General features: G+C 50.8%; 19 protein-coding genes. 15 read left to right on the forward strand and 4 right to left on the reverse strand.

Going from position 1 to position 22,098, the window contains the following annotated elements; all coding sequences use genetic code 11:
* The first annotated feature begins 94 nt into the window (after nucleotides 1-94).
* From K2G41_RS01840 to K2G41_RS01865, 6 genes are all read left to right on the forward strand, one after another.
* Nucleotides 95-1,438 (forward strand): glycosyltransferase family 2 protein, encoded by a 1,344-nt coding sequence (locus K2G41_RS01840; protein WP_300113604.1) that lies wholly within the window; start codon nucleotides 95-97, stop codon nucleotides 1,436-1,438.
* Nucleotides 1,431-2,447, forward strand: a complete 1,017-nt coding sequence (locus K2G41_RS01845; protein ID WP_300113607.1) for a DUF4922 domain-containing protein — start codon at nucleotides 1,431-1,433, stop codon at nucleotides 2,445-2,447. Before K2G41_RS01840 ends, K2G41_RS01845 begins: the two co-directional genes overlap by 8 nt.
* Before the next feature lie 58 nt (nucleotides 2,448-2,505).
* A complete protein-coding gene (locus K2G41_RS01850) occupies nucleotides 2,506-3,843 on the forward strand; it encodes a SpoIID/LytB domain-containing protein (protein WP_300113610.1) in 1,338 nt (445 codons plus the stop codon).
* A gap of 42 nt (nucleotides 3,844-3,885) precedes the next feature.
* Nucleotides 3,886-5,181: an MFS transporter gene (locus K2G41_RS01855; RefSeq protein WP_300113614.1), complete on the forward strand. Its 1,296-nt coding sequence runs from the start codon at nucleotides 3,886-3,888 to the stop codon at nucleotides 5,179-5,181.
* A 77-nt stretch (nucleotides 5,182-5,258) separates the two neighbouring features.
* A complete protein-coding gene (locus tag K2G41_RS01860) occupies nucleotides 5,259-6,587 on the forward strand; it encodes a DUF1343 domain-containing protein (RefSeq protein WP_300113617.1) in 1,329 nt (442 codons plus the stop codon).
* Between the two features lie 37 nt (nucleotides 6,588-6,624).
* Nucleotides 6,625-7,473 (forward strand): BadF/BadG/BcrA/BcrD ATPase family protein, encoded by an 849-nt coding sequence (locus tag K2G41_RS01865; protein WP_300113620.1) that lies wholly within the window; start codon nucleotides 6,625-6,627, stop codon nucleotides 7,471-7,473.
* A gap of 59 nt (nucleotides 7,474-7,532) precedes the next feature.
* Here the strand turns inward: K2G41_RS01865 and K2G41_RS01870 are convergent, their stop codons facing one another.
* The 3 genes from K2G41_RS01870 to K2G41_RS01880 all read right to left on the reverse strand — a co-directional run bounded on the left by K2G41_RS01870 (nucleotide 7,533) and on the right by K2G41_RS01880 (nucleotide 10,251).
* On the reverse strand, nucleotides 7,533-8,084 hold the full coding sequence (locus K2G41_RS01870; protein ID WP_300113623.1) for a 5-formyltetrahydrofolate cyclo-ligase: 552 nt from the start codon (nucleotides 8,082-8,084) through the stop codon (nucleotides 7,533-7,535).
* Between the two features lie 37 nt (nucleotides 8,085-8,121).
* On the reverse strand, nucleotides 8,122-9,705 hold the full coding sequence (locus K2G41_RS01875) for a S41 family peptidase (protein WP_300113626.1): 1,584 nt from the start codon (nucleotides 9,703-9,705) through the stop codon (nucleotides 8,122-8,124).
* Between the two features lie 111 nt (nucleotides 9,706-9,816).
* A complete protein-coding gene (locus K2G41_RS01880; protein ID WP_300113629.1) occupies nucleotides 9,817-10,251 on the reverse strand; it encodes a dCMP deaminase family protein in 435 nt (144 codons plus the stop codon).
* A gap of 364 nt (nucleotides 10,252-10,615) precedes the next feature.
* Here K2G41_RS01880 and K2G41_RS01885 point away from each other — a divergent pair, with 364 nt between their 5' ends.
* The 7 genes from K2G41_RS01885 to K2G41_RS01915 all read left to right on the forward strand — a co-directional run bounded on the left by K2G41_RS01885 (nucleotide 10,616) and on the right by K2G41_RS01915 (nucleotide 17,329).
* Nucleotides 10,616-11,503 carry an META domain-containing protein gene (locus tag K2G41_RS01885; RefSeq protein ID WP_300113632.1) on the forward strand — a complete coding sequence of 296 codons (888 nt, stop codon included), beginning with the start codon at nucleotides 10,616-10,618 and terminating at the stop codon, nucleotides 11,501-11,503.
* A 44-nt stretch (nucleotides 11,504-11,547) separates the two neighbouring features.
* Nucleotides 11,548-12,738 carry a Xaa-Pro peptidase family protein gene (locus tag K2G41_RS01890; RefSeq protein ID WP_300113636.1) on the forward strand — a complete coding sequence of 397 codons (1,191 nt, stop codon included), beginning with the start codon at nucleotides 11,548-11,550 and terminating at the stop codon, nucleotides 12,736-12,738.
* Nucleotides 12,739-12,828: 90 nt separating this feature from the next.
* A complete protein-coding gene (locus tag K2G41_RS01895; RefSeq protein ID WP_300113638.1) occupies nucleotides 12,829-14,280 on the forward strand; it encodes an HD domain-containing protein in 1,452 nt (483 codons plus the stop codon).
* A gap of 18 nt (nucleotides 14,281-14,298) precedes the next feature.
* Entirely contained in the window at nucleotides 14,299-14,631 is a 333-nt protein-coding gene (locus K2G41_RS01900) for a 6-carboxytetrahydropterin synthase (protein ID WP_300113641.1), read from the forward strand.
* A 16-nt stretch (nucleotides 14,632-14,647) separates the two neighbouring features.
* Nucleotides 14,648-15,229 carry a radical SAM protein gene (locus K2G41_RS01905; protein ID WP_300113645.1) on the forward strand — a complete coding sequence of 194 codons (582 nt, stop codon included), beginning with the start codon at nucleotides 14,648-14,650 and terminating at the stop codon, nucleotides 15,227-15,229.
* 46 nt (nucleotides 15,230-15,275) lie between these two features.
* Nucleotides 15,276-16,805 (forward strand): bifunctional UDP-sugar hydrolase/5'-nucleotidase, encoded by a 1,530-nt coding sequence (locus K2G41_RS01910; protein ID WP_300113647.1) that lies wholly within the window; start codon nucleotides 15,276-15,278, stop codon nucleotides 16,803-16,805.
* A gap of 149 nt (nucleotides 16,806-16,954) precedes the next feature.
* Nucleotides 16,955-17,329 (forward strand): DMT family protein, encoded by a 375-nt coding sequence (locus tag K2G41_RS01915; protein ID WP_300113649.1) that lies wholly within the window; start codon nucleotides 16,955-16,957, stop codon nucleotides 17,327-17,329.
* A gap of 9 nt (nucleotides 17,330-17,338) precedes the next feature.
* On the opposite strand, the gene K2G41_RS01920 is transcribed toward K2G41_RS01915, so the two are convergent.
* Nucleotides 17,339-19,189 (reverse strand): U32 family peptidase, encoded by a 1,851-nt coding sequence (locus K2G41_RS01920; protein ID WP_300113651.1) that lies wholly within the window; start codon nucleotides 19,187-19,189, stop codon nucleotides 17,339-17,341.
* A 368-nt stretch (nucleotides 19,190-19,557) separates the two neighbouring features.
* Between K2G41_RS01920 and K2G41_RS01925 the strand changes: the two genes are divergently transcribed.
* Nucleotides 19,558-20,994 (forward strand): alpha-amylase family glycosyl hydrolase, encoded by a 1,437-nt coding sequence (locus tag K2G41_RS01925; protein WP_300113653.1) that lies wholly within the window; start codon nucleotides 19,558-19,560, stop codon nucleotides 20,992-20,994.
* 303 nt (nucleotides 20,995-21,297) lie between these two features.
* Nucleotides 21,298-22,098 (forward strand): S49 family peptidase (locus K2G41_RS01930; protein ID WP_300113656.1); only part of this gene is annotated, 801 nt, incomplete at its 3' end.

Here is a 22,098-nt window from a genome sequence, read left to right on the forward strand (position 1 = left end):
GTAAAATCTGAATGTTGAACCTATATATTACATCTTTCTGATTTTTTCATCACTTAGTCTCTATCCAATCGCCCAATCATCATATTTTCTTGCAATGGCAAAAGTTACATCCCATTCACGGCTTTCTTCCGAAGCAATGCGCTGCATAGCAGCCACAGCCGACACTACTCCTGTCATCATAAACCTCACGGACGACGTTATTGAGTTCATACCTTACGGAAAGGAACGTATGGAACGCGTCCTGACCGATACAGGAGCGGCTATGGCCTACTCCGATTTCTATTCGTCCGATGCAGATGGATCGCATACACGCTGCAACCTCAACGATTATCAGGAAGGATCGCTGCGCGACGATTTCGATTTCGGTAAGATTGTGATGGTCAATGCCGACATGCTCAGGAAAGCTGTCAGCGAAATGACTGATGATTTCGAAGCGGCAGGATGGTACGACCTGCGCCTGCGTCTGTCACGTCTCGGAGATATCATCCATATTCCCGAAACGCTCTACACCTCATGCAGCCGAAAAGCAGATGAGCAGGACGGAGAAGCACAGTTCAGCTATGTTGACCCGCGAAACCGCTCGTCACAGATAGAGATGGAAAAAGCGGTCACCTCTCACCTCAGTGCACTCGGAGCACTGGTCGATACAGCCGCGCTTGATCTTCCGGATCTTGATGCCGCGGACTTTCCGGTAGAAGCGTCAGTGATCATCCCCGTGCGCAACCGTCACCGCACCATAGCCGATGCCGTCAGAAGTGCGCTATCGCAGGAAACCGATTTCAGTTTCAACGTTATAGTCATTGACAACGGAAGCAATGACGGGACAGGAGAAATCCTTGATGAAATCGCTCTGTCGGATAATCGGCTAAAAATCATCCGTCCCGCATCGACACCTGCACCCGGCATTGGCGGATGCTGGAATCTCGGCCTGCATTCACCTGACTGCGGCCGCTTCGCCATCCAGCTTGACAGTGATGACATATATTCACGCCCGGACACCCTTCAGATGATAGTCAACAAATTCCATGAGCGGCGATGTGCAATGGTCATCGGATCATACAGCCTTACAGATTTCGACGGCAATCCGCTCCCCCCCGGTCTGATAGATCATGCTGAATGGACCGACGGAAACGGGCCGAACAACGCACTGCGCATAAACGGACTTGGTGCTCCACGCGCCTTCTTTACCCCCGTGGCGCGCAAAATCAATTTTCCGGATGTAAGTTATGGCGAAGATTATGCAATGGGGCTTGCAATCAGCCGGACCTACCCTATCGGACGCATATATGAATCGCTCTATTCATGCCGTCGGTGGGAGGGCAACTCGGATCATGCCCTAAGCCCCGAACGCATCAATGCCAACAATCATTATAAGGACCGCATCCGTACCCTTGAACTCCTTGCAAGAATCAACCGTAACAAAAGCAATCGTGGATAAGAGCAAATTGCAATCCGGATTCATCCCATTTCTGAAATCGGAACTGGCATCATGGCCGATGGCAGATGAAAATTTCACGCGTATCCGCAACAGTGTGGCAGACGGTCGCCGCTCAACCATCACTCCTGCCGGATCACCTTGGCGTGTTGACAAAATGCTTGTCAACCATCGCCGGGCATCCATCACAGCAAAAACCGACGCATCAAGCGTCTCACAACGTCCGTGTTTTCTTTGTGCGTCAAATCGTCCGCCAAATCAATCATCAATGCCATTCGGATCTGCTTACGAAATTCTCATCAATCCCTTCCCGCTTGCAGAAATCCACTTCACCGTTCCATCCGTGAGCCACGAACCGCAGATTCTCGACCCGAATGGCCAACGCATCATGGATATGGCACATCTTGCCGAGGATATGGCAGGATTATGTGTATTCTTCAACGGAGCTACCTGCGGAGCATCCGCTCCTGATCATTTCCACTTTCAGGCAGTTTCACCGGATGCCGTCCCCAATATTAAAAACGATGATCTGACTGGAGCGGAGCTTCTGACTTTTGATCATGCGGCCATCTACGCTGCAGACGACACAGTCGTACCATACCCGGTTTTCATTATTCAATCGACATCCGGAGAGTCACTGCGCCAAGCGTTCCGCAGACTATGGGCAGCCCTTTGCCTAACCGCTACCGATCAGACAGATCCGTCCGTCAATATAGCCATGCTCCATGACCCCGACAACGGTATTACACGGACCGCAATCATCCCGCGCCGTTGTCACCGTCCGGAATGCTATTTCTCCGAGACAGACAAAATGCTGATAAGCCCTGCCACCATAGAGATGCTCGGCACTATCGTCTGCTCGCGTCCGGATGACTTCGATCGTCTGGATATGGAAACTGCCGTCAATATTCTCCGGGAGGTAGCCATCTCGCCGGATGATTTTAAGGAAATTATCCGACAGCTTACCCATGTCACTGCCACAGACCATGTTCAGGAGCAAATGAATTTGTAGGGCGTCTGAAAGTTTTTCAGTAATTTTGCATCTAAACGGATCTAACCCCCGGATTATCATGATGAATCAGGAACCACAGGTAAGAGTAGGCATACTCTCCGCACCATCACTCCGCTTCACCCTTACAGGGCTTTTCACCTCTGCCGACGGTGAATTGGTCTCAGGGACTCATGAGGCACGCATCAGCGAATCAGGCATAGCCTTTACTATAGATGGAAAGACCTATACATCGGTCGAATACACTCCGAATACATATATCGGTGATTCTTTCGAGCTCGAAGGAGTAACCATCGGTGTGGATTTCCATTGGCAGCGAAAGGAGAATCAACGTTTTCGAGGCTCACTTCGCATAATCGTTGAAAACGGTAAGCTTACGGCCATTAATCTTGTAAACGTCGAGGACTATCTCGTGAGCGTCATTTCAAGCGAGATGAGTTCCACATCATCGCTCGCGTTGCTGCGCGCCCATGCAGTGATCTCACGCAGCTGGCTTCTGTCCATGATGAGCCGCGGTGACAAGACACTCCCGACGGCAGATAGCCGCCCCGATGTCCGTGCGCTGAATCCGGGACCTTCACTGATACGCTACTGGGATCGTGAAGACCACCTGAATTTCGACGTGTGTGCCGACGACCACTGCCAGCGTTATCAAGGCATAAGCCGCGTTTCCACTCCCATTGCAGCAGGAGCGGTAGCCGACACGCGTGGAGAAGTGCTGATATATAAAGGCGAACTATGCGACACGCGCTTCTCGAAATGCTGCGGGGGAGTGTTCGAACGCTTCGAAACCTGTTGGGACGACGCCCCGCGTCCCTATCTGACAGCCCGGCGTGACAGCGTGGACACTCTTGATTATCCCGATCTCACGCAGGAGGAAAATGCACGGATGTGGATTCTCGACATGCCGCAAGCTTTCTGTAACACACAGGACAAACGCATACTTTCTCAAGTCCTCAACGGCTACGATCAGGAGACACCTGATTTCTACCGCTGGACCGAAGAGCTTACTCAGGAAAAAATCACATCGCTCCTCCGCAAGCGTCTTGACCGCGACCTCGGTGCGATAAAGGATCTCACACCGCTCACACGTGGCACATCAGGACGTATCCGTGAGCTGAAAATCACCGGTACGGAAGGTGAACTCATAATTGGAAAAGAACTCATGATACGACGCACCCTCTCCGACTCGCATCTTTACAGTTCAGCTTTCGTAGTGGAGGCCCATGAACGCAATGCCGACGGAATTCCGGCCCGCTTCACTCTCCACGGAGCCGGATGGGGGCACGGTGTGGGACTTTGTCAGATCGGAGCAGCCATTATGGGAGAGAAAGGCTACAGCTATGATGAAATTCTCCGTCATTACTACATAGATTCGGAACTGACGCGTCTTTATTGAGAGGCATAACCCTTACTTATAAAAATTCACTGTCTGAAACTAATGGATAAGAACAATAAATCCATCACGGCAAGATCACGCAGTCCTTGGGCATGGATTCCGACCCTGTATTTCGCACAGGGTCTGCCATACGTGGCTGTAATGACCATCTCGGTCATCATGTACAAACGCCTCGGCCTGTCCAATACGGATATTGCCCTCTATACCGGATGGCTGTATCTGCCGTGGGTGATAAAACCATTCTGGAGTCCGTTTGTAGATATCATCAGCACCAAACGTCGGTGGACCATCACCATGCAATGGCTAATCGGGTTGGCGTTTGCCGGTATAGCCTTCGCCCTGCCCACACCCTTCTTCTTCTCCCTGACACTGGCCGTGTTCTGGCTCGTCGGTTTCACATCCGCTACTCACGACATCGCGGCCGACGGCTACTACATGCTTGCTCTCACCGAACATCAGCAATCGCTCTATGTCGGCATCCGATCCACATTCTACCGTGTCGCCACAGTTGCCGGACAAGGTTTGCTCGTGATACTCGCGGGTGCTATCGAGGACTCGTCGGGCAACATACCCTTCGCATGGGCCGTTGTTTTCGGAATCCTCTCCGCTCTTTTCCTTGCTTTCGCTCTTTACCATAGCTGGGCTTTGCCACGGGTAGAGCGTCCCGCCGACCGTTCGCTCCGCAGTGCCGGCAACGTATGGCATGAGTTCGTCGAAGTCTTTGCCGAATTCTTCCGTAAAAAGCATGTCGGAGTAGCCATTATCTTCATGCTGCTTTACCGTCTGCCTGAAGCCCAGCTCGTAAAACTCATCAATCCCTTCCTGCTTGACCCGGCAACGTCGGGCGGTCTCGGCCTATCGACCGGACAGGTCGGAGTGGTCTATGGCACAGTCGGGATCATCGGTCTAACACTCGGCGGAATCATAGGCGGTATCGTTGCTGCACGCCGCGGTCTCCGGTTCTGGCTGCGCCCTATGGCATGGAGCATGTCGCTCACCTGCCTTACCTTCGTCTATCTGAGTTTCGCCTCAGCTCCGTCACTGCCGGTAATAAACATCTGTGTGTTTATCGAACAGTTCGGCTACGGTTTCGGCTTCACAGCCTACATGCTCTATCTCATCTATTTCTCTGAAGGACGTCACCGCACGGCTCATTACAGTATCTGCACCGGTTTCATGGCTCTTGGCATGATGCTCCCCGGCATGGCAGCCGGATGGATTCAGGAGACGGTCGGTTACCAGAACTTCTTTATCTGGACCATGATCTGCTGCGCTGCCACCATCGGAGTGACCTACCTCATCAGGATTGATCCCGCATTCGGACGTAAAGGTTCTTGACAAAATCATTTCCACAAGCCGGTTTGTTATAGTTAGAGTCAACAATCCATCAACTCTAACCGGCTCTTACTCAAATTATGAAAAAACCGAACATGACAGGACTGCTCTCAGCCATACTTCTCTCTATTGCGGCAATCAGTTGCGGCAATACATCTGAAATCAACAGTGACCGTCAGGCCACTGCCGGAAACGGAGAGACCACCATTGCGAAATCCGGTCAAAATGTGACTGAAACCGTACTTCCCGGCATCGAAGTGCTCCGCAATCAGGGGTTCGAAGCCCTGAAAGGGAAGCGCGTAGGACTTATTACCAACCCTACAGGTGTGGATAACTCCCTTAAATCCACGATCGACATTCTCGCGGAAGCCCCGGAAGTAAATCTGACCACCCTCTTCGCTCCCGAACACGGCGTGCGTGGCAACTATATAGCCGGAGCATCGGTGGCCAACGAGACAGATACTAAAACAGGCATTCCTGTCTATTCACTCCACGGAAAGACACGTAAACCGACAGCTGAGATGTTGAAAAATGTCGATGTGATCGTCTATGACATACAGGATATCGGCACACGTAGCTACACATTCATCTCCACAATGGGACTTGCAATGGAAGCCGCAGCCGAAAACGGGAAGGAATTCATGGTGCTCGACCGTCCTAATCCCCTCGGAGGCAACAAGGTCGAGGGCAATATCGTAGAGCCCGGCTGCTTTTCATTTGTCAGCCAGTACCCGGTACCCTATATCTATGGATTGACCCCCGGTGAATTTGCCCGCTTCCTCAACGGCGAGGGACTGCTCAAGAACGGCGTGAAAGTAAAGCTTGAAGTCATACCGATGGAAGGCTGGAAACGTTCGATGACCTTTGCCGAGACAGGAATGCCTTGGGTACTCCCCTCACCCCACATTCCCGACCCCGCGACATCACTCCTCTATCCCGCCACCGGCATAATGGGGGAGCTTGACTACGTGTCCATCGGGGTGGGCTATACTCTTCCATTCAAACTTGCAGGTGCTCCGTGGATCGATGCCCCGGCTCTTGCCGACCGTCTCACGGCCTTGAAGATACCCGGAGTGGAATTTCGGCCTCTGTATTACAAGCCTTTCTATGCCATGTACAAGGGTGAGAATCTCAGTGGAGTCGAGATCTATGTGACTGACGAGGAAGCCGCGCCACTGTCACTCATCCAATTCTACATCATGCAGGAACTTGCCGCTATGTATCCCGCACAAAAAGCGTTTGACAAGGCCACTCCCTCCCGTTTGAATATGTTTGACAAAGTCTGCGGTTCGACCAAGGTTCGTCAGCTCTTCGGAAAGAACTATAAAGTGGCGGATCTCGCTCCGTTCTGGAACAAGGACGTTGAAAGTTTTACGACGCGTTGTGAACCCTACAGACTATACAAATAACCCCCTCGCTTCTATCTTTTTAACCGATTCCCAATCCATGAAACTCATTGCTGATGCCGGAAGTACCAAAATCGAATGGGTGCTTCTTGATAACGTGGGGGCAATACGCCTCCGCACTCTGACCACCGGATTCAATGCAGCCACCGGGCATACGGATGATCTCTTAACGGCTATAAAAGCAGAATCACCCGAACTCTACTCGTGTGCGCGGGACATAGATGAGATCCACTATTACGGTGCAGGCTGTGCGGGCGATCGCTGCAAGCTGATGGAGAAGATACTGAACGAAATATTCCCCTCAGCCGCCTGTCAAGTCGAGAGCGATATGCTTGGAGCTGCCCGCGCACTCTGCGGCAGATCCGAGGGAATAGCCTGCATCCTTGGGACAGGCTCAAACTCTTGCCACTACGATGGGGAGAAAATCATAGCCAACGTGTCGCCGCTCGGCTTCATCCTCGGCGACGAGGGAAGCGGAGCTGTGCTGGGACGGAGATTGATCGGTATGGTGATGAAAGGAGGTTTTTCCGACACTGTAATCAACCGTTTCAACGACCGTTTTCCCGAAGCGACGCGCGATGAGATCATAAACCGTGTCTATCGCTGTGAACGTCCCGGAGCTTATCTTGCTTCTTTTGTTCCTTTCCTCCGTGAACAGATAGACAACGAGGAAGTCGCAGAATTCGTGACCGATGAATTCCGTAGGTTTTTCCGTTTCAATGTGCTTGCATATAAGCGTGCGCAAAGTCTTCCCGTCAGTTTCACCGGATCGGTAGCCTATCACTTCGCGCCGCAGCTCCGTTCAGCCGCACATCGTTGCGGATTGAATATCCGTCATATAGAAAAAGCCCCTATGGACGCGCTTATAGCATACCATAGGGACAGATGAAATATTGTTCTAAATACGATTAGGATCGAAGATATCAGTGGGGGGCTGACGGCGACTGATCAGCGTTTGCGGATGATGATGTGGTGATTTTCAGTTATGACCACATCCACGCGCACATCATGAGGCTCGGCATCGATCTCATCCATCAGCTGAAAGTCGTAGGCCACACCGATTTTTCGCGCACGGCTGTCGGTCAGCAGACGATCATAGTAACCCTTACCTCGTCCCACACGGTTACCTGCACGGTCGTAGGCCACGGCCGGAATGACTATCATCTCCATATCCGTAATGGCGGTCGTGTCATTGCCCGTCGGTTCTTCAATATGAAATGAACCGAGTGCGAGTTGTGACTCATCGTAGGGAAGGATTTCGAGATTCACACCGTTGACCCTCGGAAGATAGAAATGCTTGCGTCCCGACCACTTGCGTATGAACGCACGGGTCGAGAGTTCGTCGGGCAACGAGTGATACATCAGTATCCTGTCAGACAGGATGAAATCAGCCGTCTTTTCAAGCAATCCGAACACCCTTTCGGCAGCCGACAGTTTCTCTTCCTCGCTGAGGAGGGTCTTACGCGCCTTTACATGGCGTCTTATGTCATCTTTTTTCATCGAGTTTATCCCTTTTAGCCGCCGGTGATGGCGGAGTTTATTTAGTAATAGGGAAAGCCGCCTTATTGCCGGTCAGAGCGTCGATGCCCGACAGGACTGTAGGATCATACTCGTTGAAAACCTCAAAATAGCCCTGCACACCGAGCGCATTGCGCGCAATCATGGCTTTCAGTTGGTTAACAATCAGATCACGGGAAATGTTTATGTAGTACCATCTGGGAGCCACGCCGTTTTTCTGTGCATAGCTGACGAAATCCTGAAGTAGGGTATCATCATCCGGCAGGAGACGCATCAGTTCGACCGCCGTCTCCGCTCCGTCGAGACGCTGACGGTTGCGGTCGGTATAGTCAAACGTATATTTCTGTATCAGACCCGCGTTAAGGACGTTGAGATAATATGACGTGATGCCGACAGTGTCGTTCGGGACAAAGATATCAGGCATGATACCGCCTCCGCCATAGACCGTACGGCCATGCATGGTCTCGAAAGCGAGCGATTTGTCAAGCTTGATAGAATCGACATTGTAGAACTCACCATGCTCGTAACGGTTGACGATGTCACGGTCATAGTCCGTTCCCGGAGCGTAGGTCTTCTGAATGCAGCGGCCCGACGGAGTGTAGTAACGCGCTATGGTCAGACGGATGGCACTGCTGTCGGGGAGTTCCATCTGATTCTGCACCAGACCTTTTCCGAATGACCGGCGACCGATCACGAGTCCGCGGTCATTGTCCTGAATAGCACCTGAGAAAATCTCGCTCGCGCTGGCCGAGATCTCATCGATAAGCACCACGACTTCGTTTTTAAGGAACGAACCCGAACCGTCGCTCATGGTCGGACGGCTGTCGGGGGCATTCTTGCCCTTCATGCTCACGATGGGCGAACCGGCCGGCAGGAACTCATTTGCCATCAGCACGGCAGGTTCCATGAAGCCACCGCCGTTACCACGGAGGTCGATTATGAATTTTTCAGCACCGTCAGCCACGAGATCCATCATTGAGGTGAGGAACTCGCTATAGGTATTCGAACTGAACTTATTGATCTTCAAAAGCCCGATCTTAGGTGCAACCATGTAAGCAGCATCGATCGAGGTCATCGGTATATCGCCACGGATCACTTCAAAGTCAAGAGGTTTGGCTGAGGTCTGACGCTTGACCGTGAGCTTGACCGTACTTCCTTTCTCTCCTCTCAACGAGCCCTTGACCTTGACATCGCTCCAGTTCTGACCGGCCACGACCGTATCGTTGATGGCTATGATACGGTCACCGGGAAGGAGACCGGCTTTTTCCGACGGACCGCCGGAAATCACCTCAAGCACATTTATTGAATCGTTGAGAAGATTAAACGAAATACCTATACCGGAAAACGATCCGCCAAGCTCTTCGTTGACATTCTGAAGATCCTTAGCGGGGATATAGACTGAATGAGGGTCAAGACGTGAGAGCAGACCGGGGAACGACGCTTCGAGAAGGCTGTCGGTATCGATCTCATCAACGTATGACCGGTCAACAAGCTCAAGGATGGTGTCGAGCTTGGTGCGGGAATTCCATTTTCCCGATCCATTGAAAAACGTATGACCGATCCACATGCCGGCCACCAGCGAAACAGCAATGGCGACTGGCATCCAAACGGATGTTTTCTTCAGACGGTTATTCATAGAAGGTTTTTACTAAACAGAGATAGAAAAAATAGCTTTTTGATAGTTAAAGTCATATTAAGTCAGGGGAGAGTATCCTCATTGCATGAGATCCGTGATGTGGCAGCATTCAATTCCTGCGAGCCGAAGCAGATCTATGCCATCGGTAATGCGGTAAAGTTCGTTATAGACCACTCTCTTTATACCGGCTTGAATCATCAGCTTTGCGCAATCCAGACAGGGGGATGCCGTCACATAGAGAGTCGCTCCCTCAGCTGAATTATTCGAACGTGCCACCTTGGTGATTGCATTGGCCTCGGCATGCAACACGTATGTTTTGGTAACACCGTCTTCATCCTCACACACGTTTTCAAATCCGGCGGGAGTCCCGTTGAAACCGTCCGAGATAATAGTACGGTCCTTCACCATGAGCGCACCCACCTTACGGCGTTCGCAATATGAATTTTCAGCCCATATACGAGCCATGCGCAGGTAACGCCTGTCGAGCAGGTCCTGCTTGTCAAGATTTTTCATGTCGCGGGTTGTTTGATGACTGCAAAGGTAATGAGATTTATTATATTATGCGGTATTTCGTCCTAAAAATTACACATACTGCAGATAATTCGTGCAATTATTGTCAATTATTTCCTGATCGGGATGTCTGAATACCTGACTCGTGACCGACAAAACTGTTTTTTGCGTATGTGGCGGAAATTAACTACTTTTGCCATGATAAAAATCCGGATGGACGAGGGATAACATCAACAACGCCACGGAATTTATTTTCCTGTAGTTGCGTCCGCACAAAACAGGTCATGAAATCGTTCTATTGACATAGCGAAACCGTCAACAGGCAGTTTCATGAAATAGAAATTCACAATAAAACCATTTAGAAATTATGAGATTTGTTTCACTATTCGCATCAGCCATAGCCATAACGGCTCTCGTCAGCGGATGCAGTATAATCAAAAAGACAGGAACGACAGTGACAACTCCCGATACAAACGTAAAGGCTACCCCGGTGACCTCTGAAATCTCGTCGTACGACTCGACCCAGATCGCACCTCTGCTCGGTGGTTGGTCAGTAACCGCTATTGACGGAAAACAGGTGGTGGTCAACGGCGACAATCATCCTCAGATCACATTTGAGTCAATCCCCGATGCAAAGACAGCAATACTTGTGATCGGTTTCAACGGCTGCAACTATCTCAACGGTTCTTGGATAGTCCGCGGAAGCAAGCTCGAACCTAACGGTGAATTCCTTTCATCGCTCAAAGCCTGTCAGGATGCTCCTTACGAGACAGCTATGAATCAGGCCCTCGCTAAAGTCGCGTCATACTCCATCGTGGATGACAACAACATCTCGCTCAACTCAGCCGACGGAACATCAGTCATCGCACTCCGCAAGCGCAATCTCTCGTTCCTCAACGGCGCATGGCAGGTGACCACCATTCAGGGAACTCCTGTCCCGGCTAATACCGCCATTAAAATCGTCATCGATATCGACGGCTGCAAGATTCACGGTAATGCAGGCTGCAATGTTGTCAACGGAACCATAGTCGTAAATCTCGACAAGGGTGACGGTATCGAATTCAAGGATCTCGCCACCACTCGCATGACCTGTCCGGCCATCGCTACCGAACAGGCTTTCCTGCTTGCTCTCGAACAGGTCGATACCTGCGTGGAAGGTGCATCCGCTGACCAAGCCATAATGAAAGGCTCGAACGGCGAACCGGTCCTCACGCTTATCCGTATCGCACCCTCGCAGTTAGGTGAGGATCTCTAATGAAGTAAAGAGTCTGCAAAACAATCTAAAAAAATCCCACAGCCATGCAATCTGTCGATCAGAATAAACTCATGCTCCTCAATCAGGAGGAATTTGAACGCCGTGTCAGCCGCGTCAAGGCCCAGATGGCTGATCTCGGCATTCCTGCCATCCTAATATCCGACAATGCTAACAAATATTATCTGACCGGTCGAGTATATGCCGGTTACGTCTATATACCGCTAGAAGGGCCGAACATGTTCTTTGTCCGCCGTCCGGTCGAACTTGAAGGTGACGGTGTCGTCTATATCCGCAAGCCTGAAGAGATCGGCCAGTCAATCGGGCTTAATGTACCCGAAGCTATCGGACTGGAACTCGACGTGCTCCCCTACTCTATGGTGACACGTCTTAAAGCTATCTTCCCGGAGAGTGAGCTCAAGAACGCTTCGACCGTGATGAGACATGCCCGCGCCATAAAGACCGAAGAAGAAATTGAGATGATACGCCGTTCGGGTGTGAAGCATGTTCATGTCTATAGCCGTATCCCCCACCTTTTCCAACCCGGCATGACTGACCTTGGCCTTCAGGTCGAGATCGAGCGCGTCAGCCGTCTCGCCGGTTGTCTCGGACAGTTCCGCATCAGCGGTGACTCGATGGAGCTCCACATGGGTAATGTTCTTGTGGGGGAGAATGCGGATTCACCATCCCCCTACGATTTCGCTATGGGCGGAGCCGGTCTTGACCCATCACTTCCGGTCGGTGCTGACGGAACCCCTATCCGCCGAGGCGACACGGTCATGGTGGATATGAACGGTAACTTCGACGGTTACATGACTGACATGACGCGCGTGTTCGCCCTCGGAGAGATCGCACCGCTCGCCATCGAAGCTCACAAGTGTTCCATCGACATCCACAGAGCACTCACCGATATGATGCGCCCCGGTACTCCGGCAAAGGAACTGTATGAAAAAGCGGAGGAGATCGTGCGCGGACGCAACCTCCAACATTATTACATGGGTCACCGCCAGCATGCCGGATTCATAGGCCACGGTGTCGGTATCGAGATCAATGAGTTGCCGGTGATAGCTCCGCGCAGCCGTGACATAATCGAGGAAGGCAATGTAATCGCACTCGAACCAAAGTTCGTGATCCCCGGAACAGGAGCTGTAGGTATCGAGAACACTTATGCCGTCTATGCCGATCATGTTGAGTGTCTGACACCCGCCCCTGAAGATATTTCGTACTTCCTCATATAATTAATTGGTGGGATAGAGCATATCGCTCCTCATCTCATGTACCCATTCCTTTCTCTCCTCTAATCTGACCTGTAACCCGATCATCCTGAAATGCAGTCATTAGACAATATTTTAAGACGCCTCGACATTCCTCTCTATCATACCATCGGCGATGCAGCCGATTCCATTGACCGCCCATGTTACGCAGTGGGCGGATGCGTGCGTGATTTTTTTCTCGAACGTCCGTCCAAGGACATTGACTTCGTCACTGTCGGAAGCGGAATCGAACTTGCCGAGATTGTGGCCCAACGGCTTGGCAAAGGCACTCATCTGACTGTGTTCCGCAATTTCGGCACGGCTCAGGTCAAACGCCGTGATGTGGAACTGGAGTTTGTCGGTGCACGCCGTGAGTCCTACGACCGCAATTCACGCAAACCAGTCGTGGAGGACGGCACTCTCGAAGAGGATCTGTCACGCCGCGACTTCACTATCAATGCGCTCGCACTGAGGGTGAACCGCATAGGCTTCGGCGAGCTCGTGGATCTTTTCGACGGTCTCGGCGACATGGAAAAACGCCTGCTCCGCACACCGCTCGACCCGGACGTGACTTTCAGCGATGATCCCCTGCGCATGATGCGCGCCATCCGCTTCGCCACACAGCTCGGTTTCACCATCTGGCCTGAGACCTTTGAAGCCATCAGGCGTAACGCCGAACGCATCCGCATAATCTCTCATGAGCGCATCGTCGATGAACTCATGAAAATAATGCGTGCACCGCATCCGTCGATCGGCTGGGATCTCCTGCTGAAATCCGGGCTGCTTGCAATAATTTTCCCTGAACTTGCTGCCATGAAGGGTGTGGAAGTGGTCAAAGGATGCGGACATAAGGATAATTTCTACCATACGCTTGCCGTGCTCGACAATGTAGCGGCAAAAAGCGATGACGTGTGGCTGCGCTGGGGCGCGCTCATGCACGACATTGCAAAGCCTGTCACCAAACGCTGGGATGAAAAGCTCGGATGGACTTTCCATAACCATAACTTCATCGGAGCGAAGATGGTACCGAGGATTTTCCGCAGGATGCGACTGCCTCAGGACAACAAAATGAAATATGTGGCCAAGCTCGTCGAGCTTCACATGCGTCCGATAGCACTCGTCGAGGATGAAGTGACCGATTCCGCCGTGCGCCGCCTCATCCATGATGCCGGCGATGACCTTGAGGATCTCATGACTCTATGCGAGGCCGACATCACCTCGAAAAATCAGGAAAAGGTGCGTCGCATACTCGATAATTTCGCACTTGTCCGCGCAAAAATGGTGGATCTCAACGAACGTGATCATATCCGTAATTTCAAGCCGCCGGTGGATGGAAATGAGATCATGGAGACCTTCGGCATATCCGGCGGCCCGGTCATCGGTCGGATCAAGAGCGGCATCAAGAATGCGATTCTTGACGGTGTGATCCATAATGACTACGAAGAAGCACGGCAACTGATGCTGAAGATCGCCGCCGACAACGGACTGTATCCCGTAGCCGGACAGGACTCAGACACCAAATCCTAAAATACGCTATATATTGCAATGTACTATATTACCAAACGATTCGAACTCGCGGGTTGTCACCGACTCGAACTGTCATACGAAAGCAAATGCTCGCGTCTCCACGGTCACAACTGGATAGTGACCGTCCATTGCCGTGCCAAGGAACTTAATGCCGACGGCATGGTGGTTGATTTCAGCCATATCAAGGAACGCATTACCTCCTATCTTGATCATGGCAATTTCAATGAACTGCTTCCCTTTAATCCCACGGCTGAAAACATTGCCCGATGGATCTGCGAACAGATCCCCTGCTGCTATCGAGTGGATGTGCAGGAAAGCGAGGGCAACACGGCAAGCTACGAGGTAGATTAAAACCATAATATCAGCTATGAGCTACCGAGTCAACGAAATTTTCTACTCGCTGCAGGGCGAGGGTTACTTTACGGGTACTCCGGCCGTGTTCCTCCGATTCAGCGGTTGCAACCTTAAATGCGGTTTCTGCGACACGCGCCATGAAGAGTATGTGGTCATGAATCCTACCGATATCATCGACCGAATCAAAGGATATCCTACCCGCCACATTGTCATCACCGGCGGAGAGCCGTCACTGCAACTCGACCAGTTTTTAGTGGATCTCCTTCATGACGAGGGCTACTTCATCCAGATCGAGACAAACGGCACACACATTCTTCCTGAAGGGATCGACTGGGTGACATGCTCACCGAAGTCAGGCATGAACGGCGAGGCGGACCTCCGTATCAGACACGTGGATGAACTGAAAGTAGTGTATGAGGGACAGGATGTCGAGTCGATCGCCAATTCAATCCCCGCCATGCACTATTTCCTGCAGCCATGCAGCTCCGACCGCTATCCGGGAGGCTCAAACACATCCGAGACGGTCGAATACATACTTAAAAATCCCCACTGGCGACTTTCGCTCCAGACACATAAATTAATCAATATCCAATAGTGGTATTTTTTACTCTTTCGCAGGGCTTAACCAAATCAATCACAACATGAAACTCGGCAAATCATTAATCATAACAGCCTGCACTGCCATGATCGCCATGAGCAGTTGTTCAGGTAGCAAGGACAGTGACCATCTCGTCATCCTCCATACCAACGACACCCATTCGGCCATCGAACCTGACCGCCACGACATGGGAGGAATAGCCCGGCGCAAGGTACTTATCGACAGCGTGCGCGGAGTCCGGGAAAACGTCATGCTCATAGATGCGGGCGATGCCGTGCAGGGGTCGCTTTACTACACACTGTTCGGAGGAGAAGTCGAACGCAAACTCATGAATGCTCTTGGCTATGACATACAGATACTCGGCAATCATGAGTTCGACAAGGGTATGGAGCAACTGGCCAAGGAGTGGAAACAGCTTAACGCTGACCGCCTCAGCACAAACTACGACCTCAGCGGCAGCACCTTGGACGGACTTTTTGTCCCTGCAGTGGTGCGTGGTTTCGGCGATTCGTCGGTCGGTTTCATCGGTATAAACCTCGATCCGGCCGGAATCGTAATCGAGGAAAATTATAAAGGTGTCAAGTACATGGATGCCATCGAGACGGCTAATGCTGAAGCTGCGCGGCTCAAAGCCGATGGTGTGGATATGGTGATAGCCGTCACTCACATCGGCTATGACAATGAGGCCGGCTACAGCGATATGGACATAGCCAGAAATTCACGCGATATCGACGTGATCATAGGCGGCCACTCACATACCGTCATCGATCCGGCCGACAAGCGCACAGGTGTGCCGAAATGGAGAGTTGCCAATGCCGACGGTGACACAATCTCTGTTCTTCAGACAGGCTCAAGCGGTGTCAATCTTGGTGAAATAGATATCAATCTCAAGACCAAGGACGTGGCCGCACGCCTTATTCCGGTGGATAAGCGTCTGGACGACCGCGTCAGCCCGTCCATCGAAGAAATCATAGCTCCTTATCGCCAGCAGGTCGATGAAATGCGTTCAAAAGAAATAGGAAACTCACCTTTCGAATATGACCGTAAATCTGCTGAAATGGTCAATCTGCTCAGTGACTTCGTCAGAATGCGCGGAGCTGAGATCTGCGGGAAACCGGTTGATCTCTCGATCATGAACAAGGGCGGCATACGCAACAGCCTTGCTGCAGGGACGATCACCAAGGGTGAGATAATAGATATCGCGCCTTTTGACAACTCCATCGTCGTAATGGATATCAAAGGCAGTAACCTGCTTGACAATATAGCCATCATGGCCGCACAGGACGGTCAGGGTGTAAGCAGCAATGTAGAAGTCCTCTATGATCCTTCAACCAAGGCTGTGAACTCTGCTACCATCGACGGAAAGCCAATCAATCCGGACAGGACATACCGATTGGCGACGATCGACTATCTTGCCGCCGGCAATGACTACATGGAACCGTTGAAAAAAGGTACGATACTTGCAAAAAGCAATGAAGTGCTCTATCAGATTTTAATCGATTACGTGGCGAATGGTAAGCTTGACAAGCTCCTCGCAAATCCTGATCGAGAAAAAAGGATGAGAAGTTTCTGACCTGCTTGTGCGGGTGCGGTGCAACCCACTTAACCGGATTAAATTCACTTCCGACAATTTTAAGAATCAATCTTCCACTCCGGTGGATACCAATACTACAAAATATATCATCACATTCACTCTATATATCCTCACATTCACTCTCTGCTATGAACGGTTGGTCAACTGTAGGACTGCTTGTCATTTCCAACATATTCATGACTTTCGCATGGTACGGACAGCTGAAGCTCTCCGAAATGAAAGTCATCACATCCGATACTCCTCTTTATATAGTGATCCTGCTGTCATGGCTGATCGCACTACTTGAATACTGCTTCATGATCCCCGCGAATCGTTACGGTTTCATCGGCAATGGAGGTCAGTTTTCACTCCTGCAGCTCAAAGTGATGCAGGAAGTGATCTCGCTACTTGTATTCTCTGTATTCGCCATACTGCTGTTCAAGGGTGAAAGCCTCCATTGGAACCACTTCCTTGCATTCGGACTCCTGATCGCAGCCGTCTATCTTGTGTTCATGGACAACTAACGGATAAATTTAATCCGTATAGACCTGCATCCGGCAATTCTTACAGTCGAAATCAAGTCTCAGACGCGTGTTACCGCTGACGAGCTTCAGCGGCCCCTGCCAGTCCTTACCGGAAGGATATTTCAGACACTTGCCTAATTCACGGCGCAGACAATAGCGCGTGGTCATCACCGGCTCTTCCTTATAAGCACCCTTGGAAGAAACCTCCATTGCAGAGGTTATTTCCTTAGCTCCGTGTGAAACGTAAAACTCACAGGCAAGTCTGTTTGCCACATTGTCATGAACCGTAAGGCGATCTCCATAAGGCAGCGGGACGTCAAACTTTTCAGGCAGACGGTAGCAGAACTTGTACGAAGCACGGGCATTGCTATCGAGAGCCTCCACACACTGCCGGCGCAAAGCTGCCAGCGAGGAAGCAGGAATGAACACCTGTCCGGCAAGATCAACAATCCGTCCTGAACGATAGCCGGTGCCTCCGAGTTTGTCAAGAATACGGCGACGAGGCCCTTCCTGCGGTGTGACTGCGTTCTGAAGCAGTCCGACCTCCGCCACGACCGTAGCCACACACCCGCGACAATCCGTCATTTCAAGTGAAATCCTGTCGTCGCCCACTATCTGCAGAGCCATATCAACCGGAATATTACGGGTAGTCTTGGCGACAGCTATCCCGTCGTCAAACTCTTTGTCGCGGTTACGATAAAGGACAGTCCCGGCGGGAATGCTCTGCGGAGCAGCTGGAAACAGTCTGTTTCCCTCGACTCGATTAAGACGGAAGCCCTGAAACACTCCGGAAGCAGTGTAGTAACCGAGTCCGTCACCATTGGCAAGCGGAGCATCGAGACGCGCCGTGATTACCTTTGGCTTACACTCCGTCACCACTCCGACTTTCAGACCGGTCGCTTTCGGCGATGAAATTGACGCCATCCCCTTAGCCGGTGCTTTTCCTGTGAGGAAATAGGGCGTGAATCCGCGATTGAATCCTTTATCGAGCGAGGGAGTGAAACCGAGTCGCACTTCTCCCACGGACTGACGGACATAGCGTCCGTCGCTTTCCGCAACCAAGCGGTCAAGAATACGGCTGTAAGCCCCGACAGCATTGCGGACATAGACCTCATCTTTAAGACGTCCCTCAATCTTAAACGAACTTACACCGGCCGCAGCCATGTCAGCTATGGATGATGACCTGTTCAGATCGCGCAACGAAAGCAGATGCTTGCCTTTCAGCAACACATCGCCATCTCCATCCACGAGGTCGAACGGCAGACGGCATATCTGAGCACACTCTCCACGATTGGCACTGCGCCCGACAGTTGCGAAGCTTGCACGGCAATCACCGCTGTAGCTCACACACAATGCTCCATGAATGAACGCTTCAAGCGGCGTATCGGGTACAGACGCATGTATCTCCTCAATCTCTTTCAAGGATAGCTCTCGCGCAAGCACGAGACGCGAGAAACCTACATCGGCCAGAAATCTCGCCTTTGCCACATCGCGTATGTCGCACTGCGTGCTCGCATGCAGCTCAATCGGAGGAATATCCATGCGCAATATACCCATATCCTGAACAATGAGTGCATCAACACCTGCCTTGTAAAGATCATGGATCAACCGCTCCACCGATGAAAGCTCGTCATCATATATGATGGTATTCACCGTAGCGAAAACCTTTGCATTGAACCGATGGGCATATTCAGCCACACGGGCCATATCGGCAACGGAATTAGCAGCAGCATGACGTGCGCCGTGACTGGAAGCTCCCATGTAGACAGCATCCGCACCGGCAGTTATGGCAGCAATGGCAATATCGGCATTACGGGCGGGAGCAAGTAGTTCAAGGGGTATAGGAGCCGGTTTTCGCATTTTTCAGGAGATTAATGTTAAACGAAGTTAAAACCGCAAGGATAGAATTAAACCTTACTGGTTTTGTCGAGTCAAAAGTGACAGACAACGTAATAGAATTAGCTTTTTGATTATATGCTCTGCGTCGGCTCGTGAAGAGTGGCGCAGAGCACATTATTTTTCAGCTATAGATTTTAACGTAGCGCAGAAGCGGATTATTGTCATTATAATATATATTACGTGTATTACACGATTTTTACTTAATTATCCCTACTGCCGGATAAATCAACTTAATATCTGTAAATTTCAAGGATATATACAAAATAATTTGTATCTTCGCGGAATCATACTCACATTTTTTCCAAACCACTCTTTTCAAAATCTTTCCAATGAAAAAATTCTTTTTAAGCATTCTTGCAGTGGCTGCTGTCGCAGTGCTTGTGGTATCCTGCGGATCATCCAAGAAAAGCGATGCCCAGACTACCGAAAGGGATTCAACCTACACTAATGTGCAGCATCCCGAATGGTCACGCAATGCAGTAATCTATGAGGTCAACGTGCGTCAGTTCACAGATTCTGGTACAATCACTGCCTTCGATGCACAGCTCCCGCGTCTCAAGGAGCTTGGGGTCGATATCCTTTGGTTCATGCCCATCTATCCTATCAGCGAAAAGAACCGCAAAGGTGAACTCGGCAGTTACTATGCGGTGAAGGACTACAAGGCTTTCAATCCTGAATTCGGCACACTCGACCAGTTCAAGGAGACAGTCAAAAAAGCCCACGATCTCGGAATGAAAGTAATCCTTGACTGGGTCCCCAACCATTCAGGTTGCGACAATGCATGGGTGACCGAACACCCCGACTGGTATGCAAAGAACGAGAAAGGTGAGATGTTCGGCCCTTACGACTGGACAGATGTCTATAAGTTTGACTACTCCAACCCTGAAATGCGCGCCGCAATGATCGATGTGTTCAAATTCTGGCTTACTGAGGTAGGAGTCGATGGCTTCCGCTGCGACGTAGCAATGGAAGTGCCCACCGATTTCTGGGACGAGGCCCGTCCGCAACTTCAGGCCGTGAAACCCGACCTGTTCATGCTCGCCGAGGCAAGCGTCCCCGCTCTCCAGAAAAACGGCTTCGACATGGGCTACAACTGGCCTATGAAGGATCTTTTCAGCGAGATCGCTGCAACTTCCGGCCAATATACATTCAAAAACGACAAGGGTGAGGTCCGCACCTTCCCTGTGCGCCACGCTGCTGACATCGATTCGCTCCTTGCCTCTCAGGCTGCCGACTATCCCCGCGACACCTACCTGATGAACATGGTCACCAACCATGACCTCAATTCATGGGAAGGCACTGAGTTTGACCGTCTCGGCAATCTTACCGATGCGTTTGCAGTCCTTTCCTACACACTTCCCGGTATGCCCCTCATCTACACCGGTCAGGAAACAGGCCTCAACCGCGCTCTTGAATTTTTCGTCAAGGACAAAGCACCCGAATGGGAGCCGCGTAACAGTTACTTCGACTTCTACAAGAAACTCAACGAGCTGAAACACACTCAAGCTGCACTTCGCGCCGGAGAAGAAGGTGGCGAGATGCTGCGCTATGCAACATCCAGCCCCGACCTATACGCCTTCTCCCGTTCGAAAGACGATTCGAAGGTCACTGTAATCGTGAATCTCGGTAGCAAAGATGAAGAAATCGCTTTCACATCCGCTGCACCTCAGCTCGGTGAAAACACCATTGACTTCTTCACCGGAGAAAAAGCCGTTCTTCCCTCAACCCTCAAACCCGGCGAATATTGTGTTATGATCGACAAGTAATCGCCATTTTACTGACTGACAAGCGAATAAAATTCCTTATTTGAATATATCAAATCCATATCCCGGACCCTACGCCAGACTTTCCAATAAGGTTTGGCGTATGGTCCGGGATATTTATACCCACCCTAAACCGAAGGATTTCCCGTATCATACAGAACTGTAATTAATGCCGCTAACGCCATCTAATTCGCAGTCTTTTAATATATATGTGTCAAAAATTTGTTATTGACGTGGCGATGTCGTAATTTTGTAACGTTTTAGCGATTGTTTTACGAATTACTTATCAATCATATACATTCAAGCATGAAAAAGTTTTTCATCTCTTTTCTTGCCACTCTTGCCGGTATCTGGTTCTCACTGCTGTTAGCTGTGATAGGCCTTGTCATTGTCATTGCAGCAGCAGCCGTATCATCCGGCGGTCAGAAATCAGTAACCATCAAAGATAATTCCATACTGACAGTAGATCTGTCAGGTCCTATCTATGAGCGTCAGCCTAAAATCAACTATAAGAACCTGATTCTTAACCGTGACACTGACTATCAGCTAATCTCCGATATCACAGGTTCGATCGAAGCTGCAGCTACCGATGACCACATCGATGGTATAGTCCTGAATTGCGAAGGAGCAAGCGCAGGTATCTCCAACCGTTCTGCCATCGTCGAATCGCTCCGTAAGTTCAAGGAGAAAGCTCCCGACAAGTGGATCTATGCCTATGGCGACTTCTACACGCAGGGCGATTACTATGTCGCATCCGTAGCGGACAGCATCTTCATCAACCCTATCGGTATGGTCGAGCTGACCGGTCTTGCATCCACGACATACTATCTCAAGAATCTTTGCGACAAACTCGGCATAGATGTACAGGTGGTTAAGGTCGGTACTTACAAAAGTGCTGTCGAACCTTATATCCGCGAAACCATGAGCGAACCTGCACGCGAACAGCAGGAGCTCTATCTCAACAATATCTGGCAAAATCTCTCGTCAGTCATCGCTGAAGGCCGCGGAGTAGATGTGCAGAAAGTCAATGACTGGGCTAACAATCTCGTTGCCGTCCAAGCGACCGACGCCTATCGCCCCGAAAAGATCGTCGATGGCCGCCTCGAC

The sequence above is a fragment of the Duncaniella sp. genome (assembly GCF_029056165.1).
Classification (GTDB): Bacteria; Bacteroidota; Bacteroidia; order Bacteroidales; family Muribaculaceae; genus Duncaniella.

Coding starts and splice junctions, on each gene's coding strand:
- K2G41_RS01840 (WP_300113604.1), top strand. CDS start 95: ATGGCAAAAGTTACATCCCATTCACGGCTTTCTTCCGAAGCAATGCGC.
- K2G41_RS01850 (WP_300113610.1), top strand. CDS start 2,506: ATGATGAATCAGGAACCACAGGTAAGAGTAGGCATACTCTCCGCACCA.
- K2G41_RS01855 (WP_300113614.1), top strand. CDS start 3,886: ATGGATAAGAACAATAAATCCATCACGGCAAGATCACGCAGTCCTTGG.
- K2G41_RS01860 (WP_300113617.1), top strand. CDS start 5,259: ATGAAAAAACCGAACATGACAGGACTGCTCTCAGCCATACTTCTCTCT.
- K2G41_RS01865 (WP_300113620.1), top strand. CDS start 6,625: ATGAAACTCATTGCTGATGCCGGAAGTACCAAAATCGAATGGGTGCTT.
- K2G41_RS01870 (WP_300113623.1), bottom strand. CDS start 8,084: ATGAAAAAAGATGACATAAGACGCCATGTAAAGGCGCGTAAGACCCTC.
- K2G41_RS01875 (WP_300113626.1), bottom strand. CDS start 9,705: ATGCCAGTCGCCATTGCTGTTTCGCTGGTGGCCGGCATGTGGATCGGT.
- K2G41_RS01880 (WP_300113629.1), bottom strand. CDS start 10,251: ATGAAAAATCTTGACAAGCAGGACCTGCTCGACAGGCGTTACCTGCGC.
- K2G41_RS01885 (WP_300113632.1), top strand. CDS start 10,616: ATGAGATTTGTTTCACTATTCGCATCAGCCATAGCCATAACGGCTCTC.
- K2G41_RS01890 (WP_300113636.1), top strand. CDS start 11,548: ATGCAATCTGTCGATCAGAATAAACTCATGCTCCTCAATCAGGAGGAA.
- K2G41_RS01895 (WP_300113638.1), top strand. CDS start 12,829: ATGCAGTCATTAGACAATATTTTAAGACGCCTCGACATTCCTCTCTAT.
- K2G41_RS01900 (WP_300113641.1), top strand. CDS start 14,299: ATGTACTATATTACCAAACGATTCGAACTCGCGGGTTGTCACCGACTC.
- K2G41_RS01905 (WP_300113645.1), top strand. CDS start 14,648: ATGAGCTACCGAGTCAACGAAATTTTCTACTCGCTGCAGGGCGAGGGT.
- K2G41_RS01910 (WP_300113647.1), top strand. CDS start 15,276: ATGAAACTCGGCAAATCATTAATCATAACAGCCTGCACTGCCATGATC.
- K2G41_RS01915 (WP_300113649.1), top strand. CDS start 16,955: ATGAACGGTTGGTCAACTGTAGGACTGCTTGTCATTTCCAACATATTC.
- K2G41_RS01920 (WP_300113651.1), bottom strand. CDS start 19,189: ATGCGAAAACCGGCTCCTATACCCCTTGAACTACTTGCTCCCGCCCGT.
- K2G41_RS01925 (WP_300113653.1), top strand. CDS start 19,558: ATGAAAAAATTCTTTTTAAGCATTCTTGCAGTGGCTGCTGTCGCAGTG.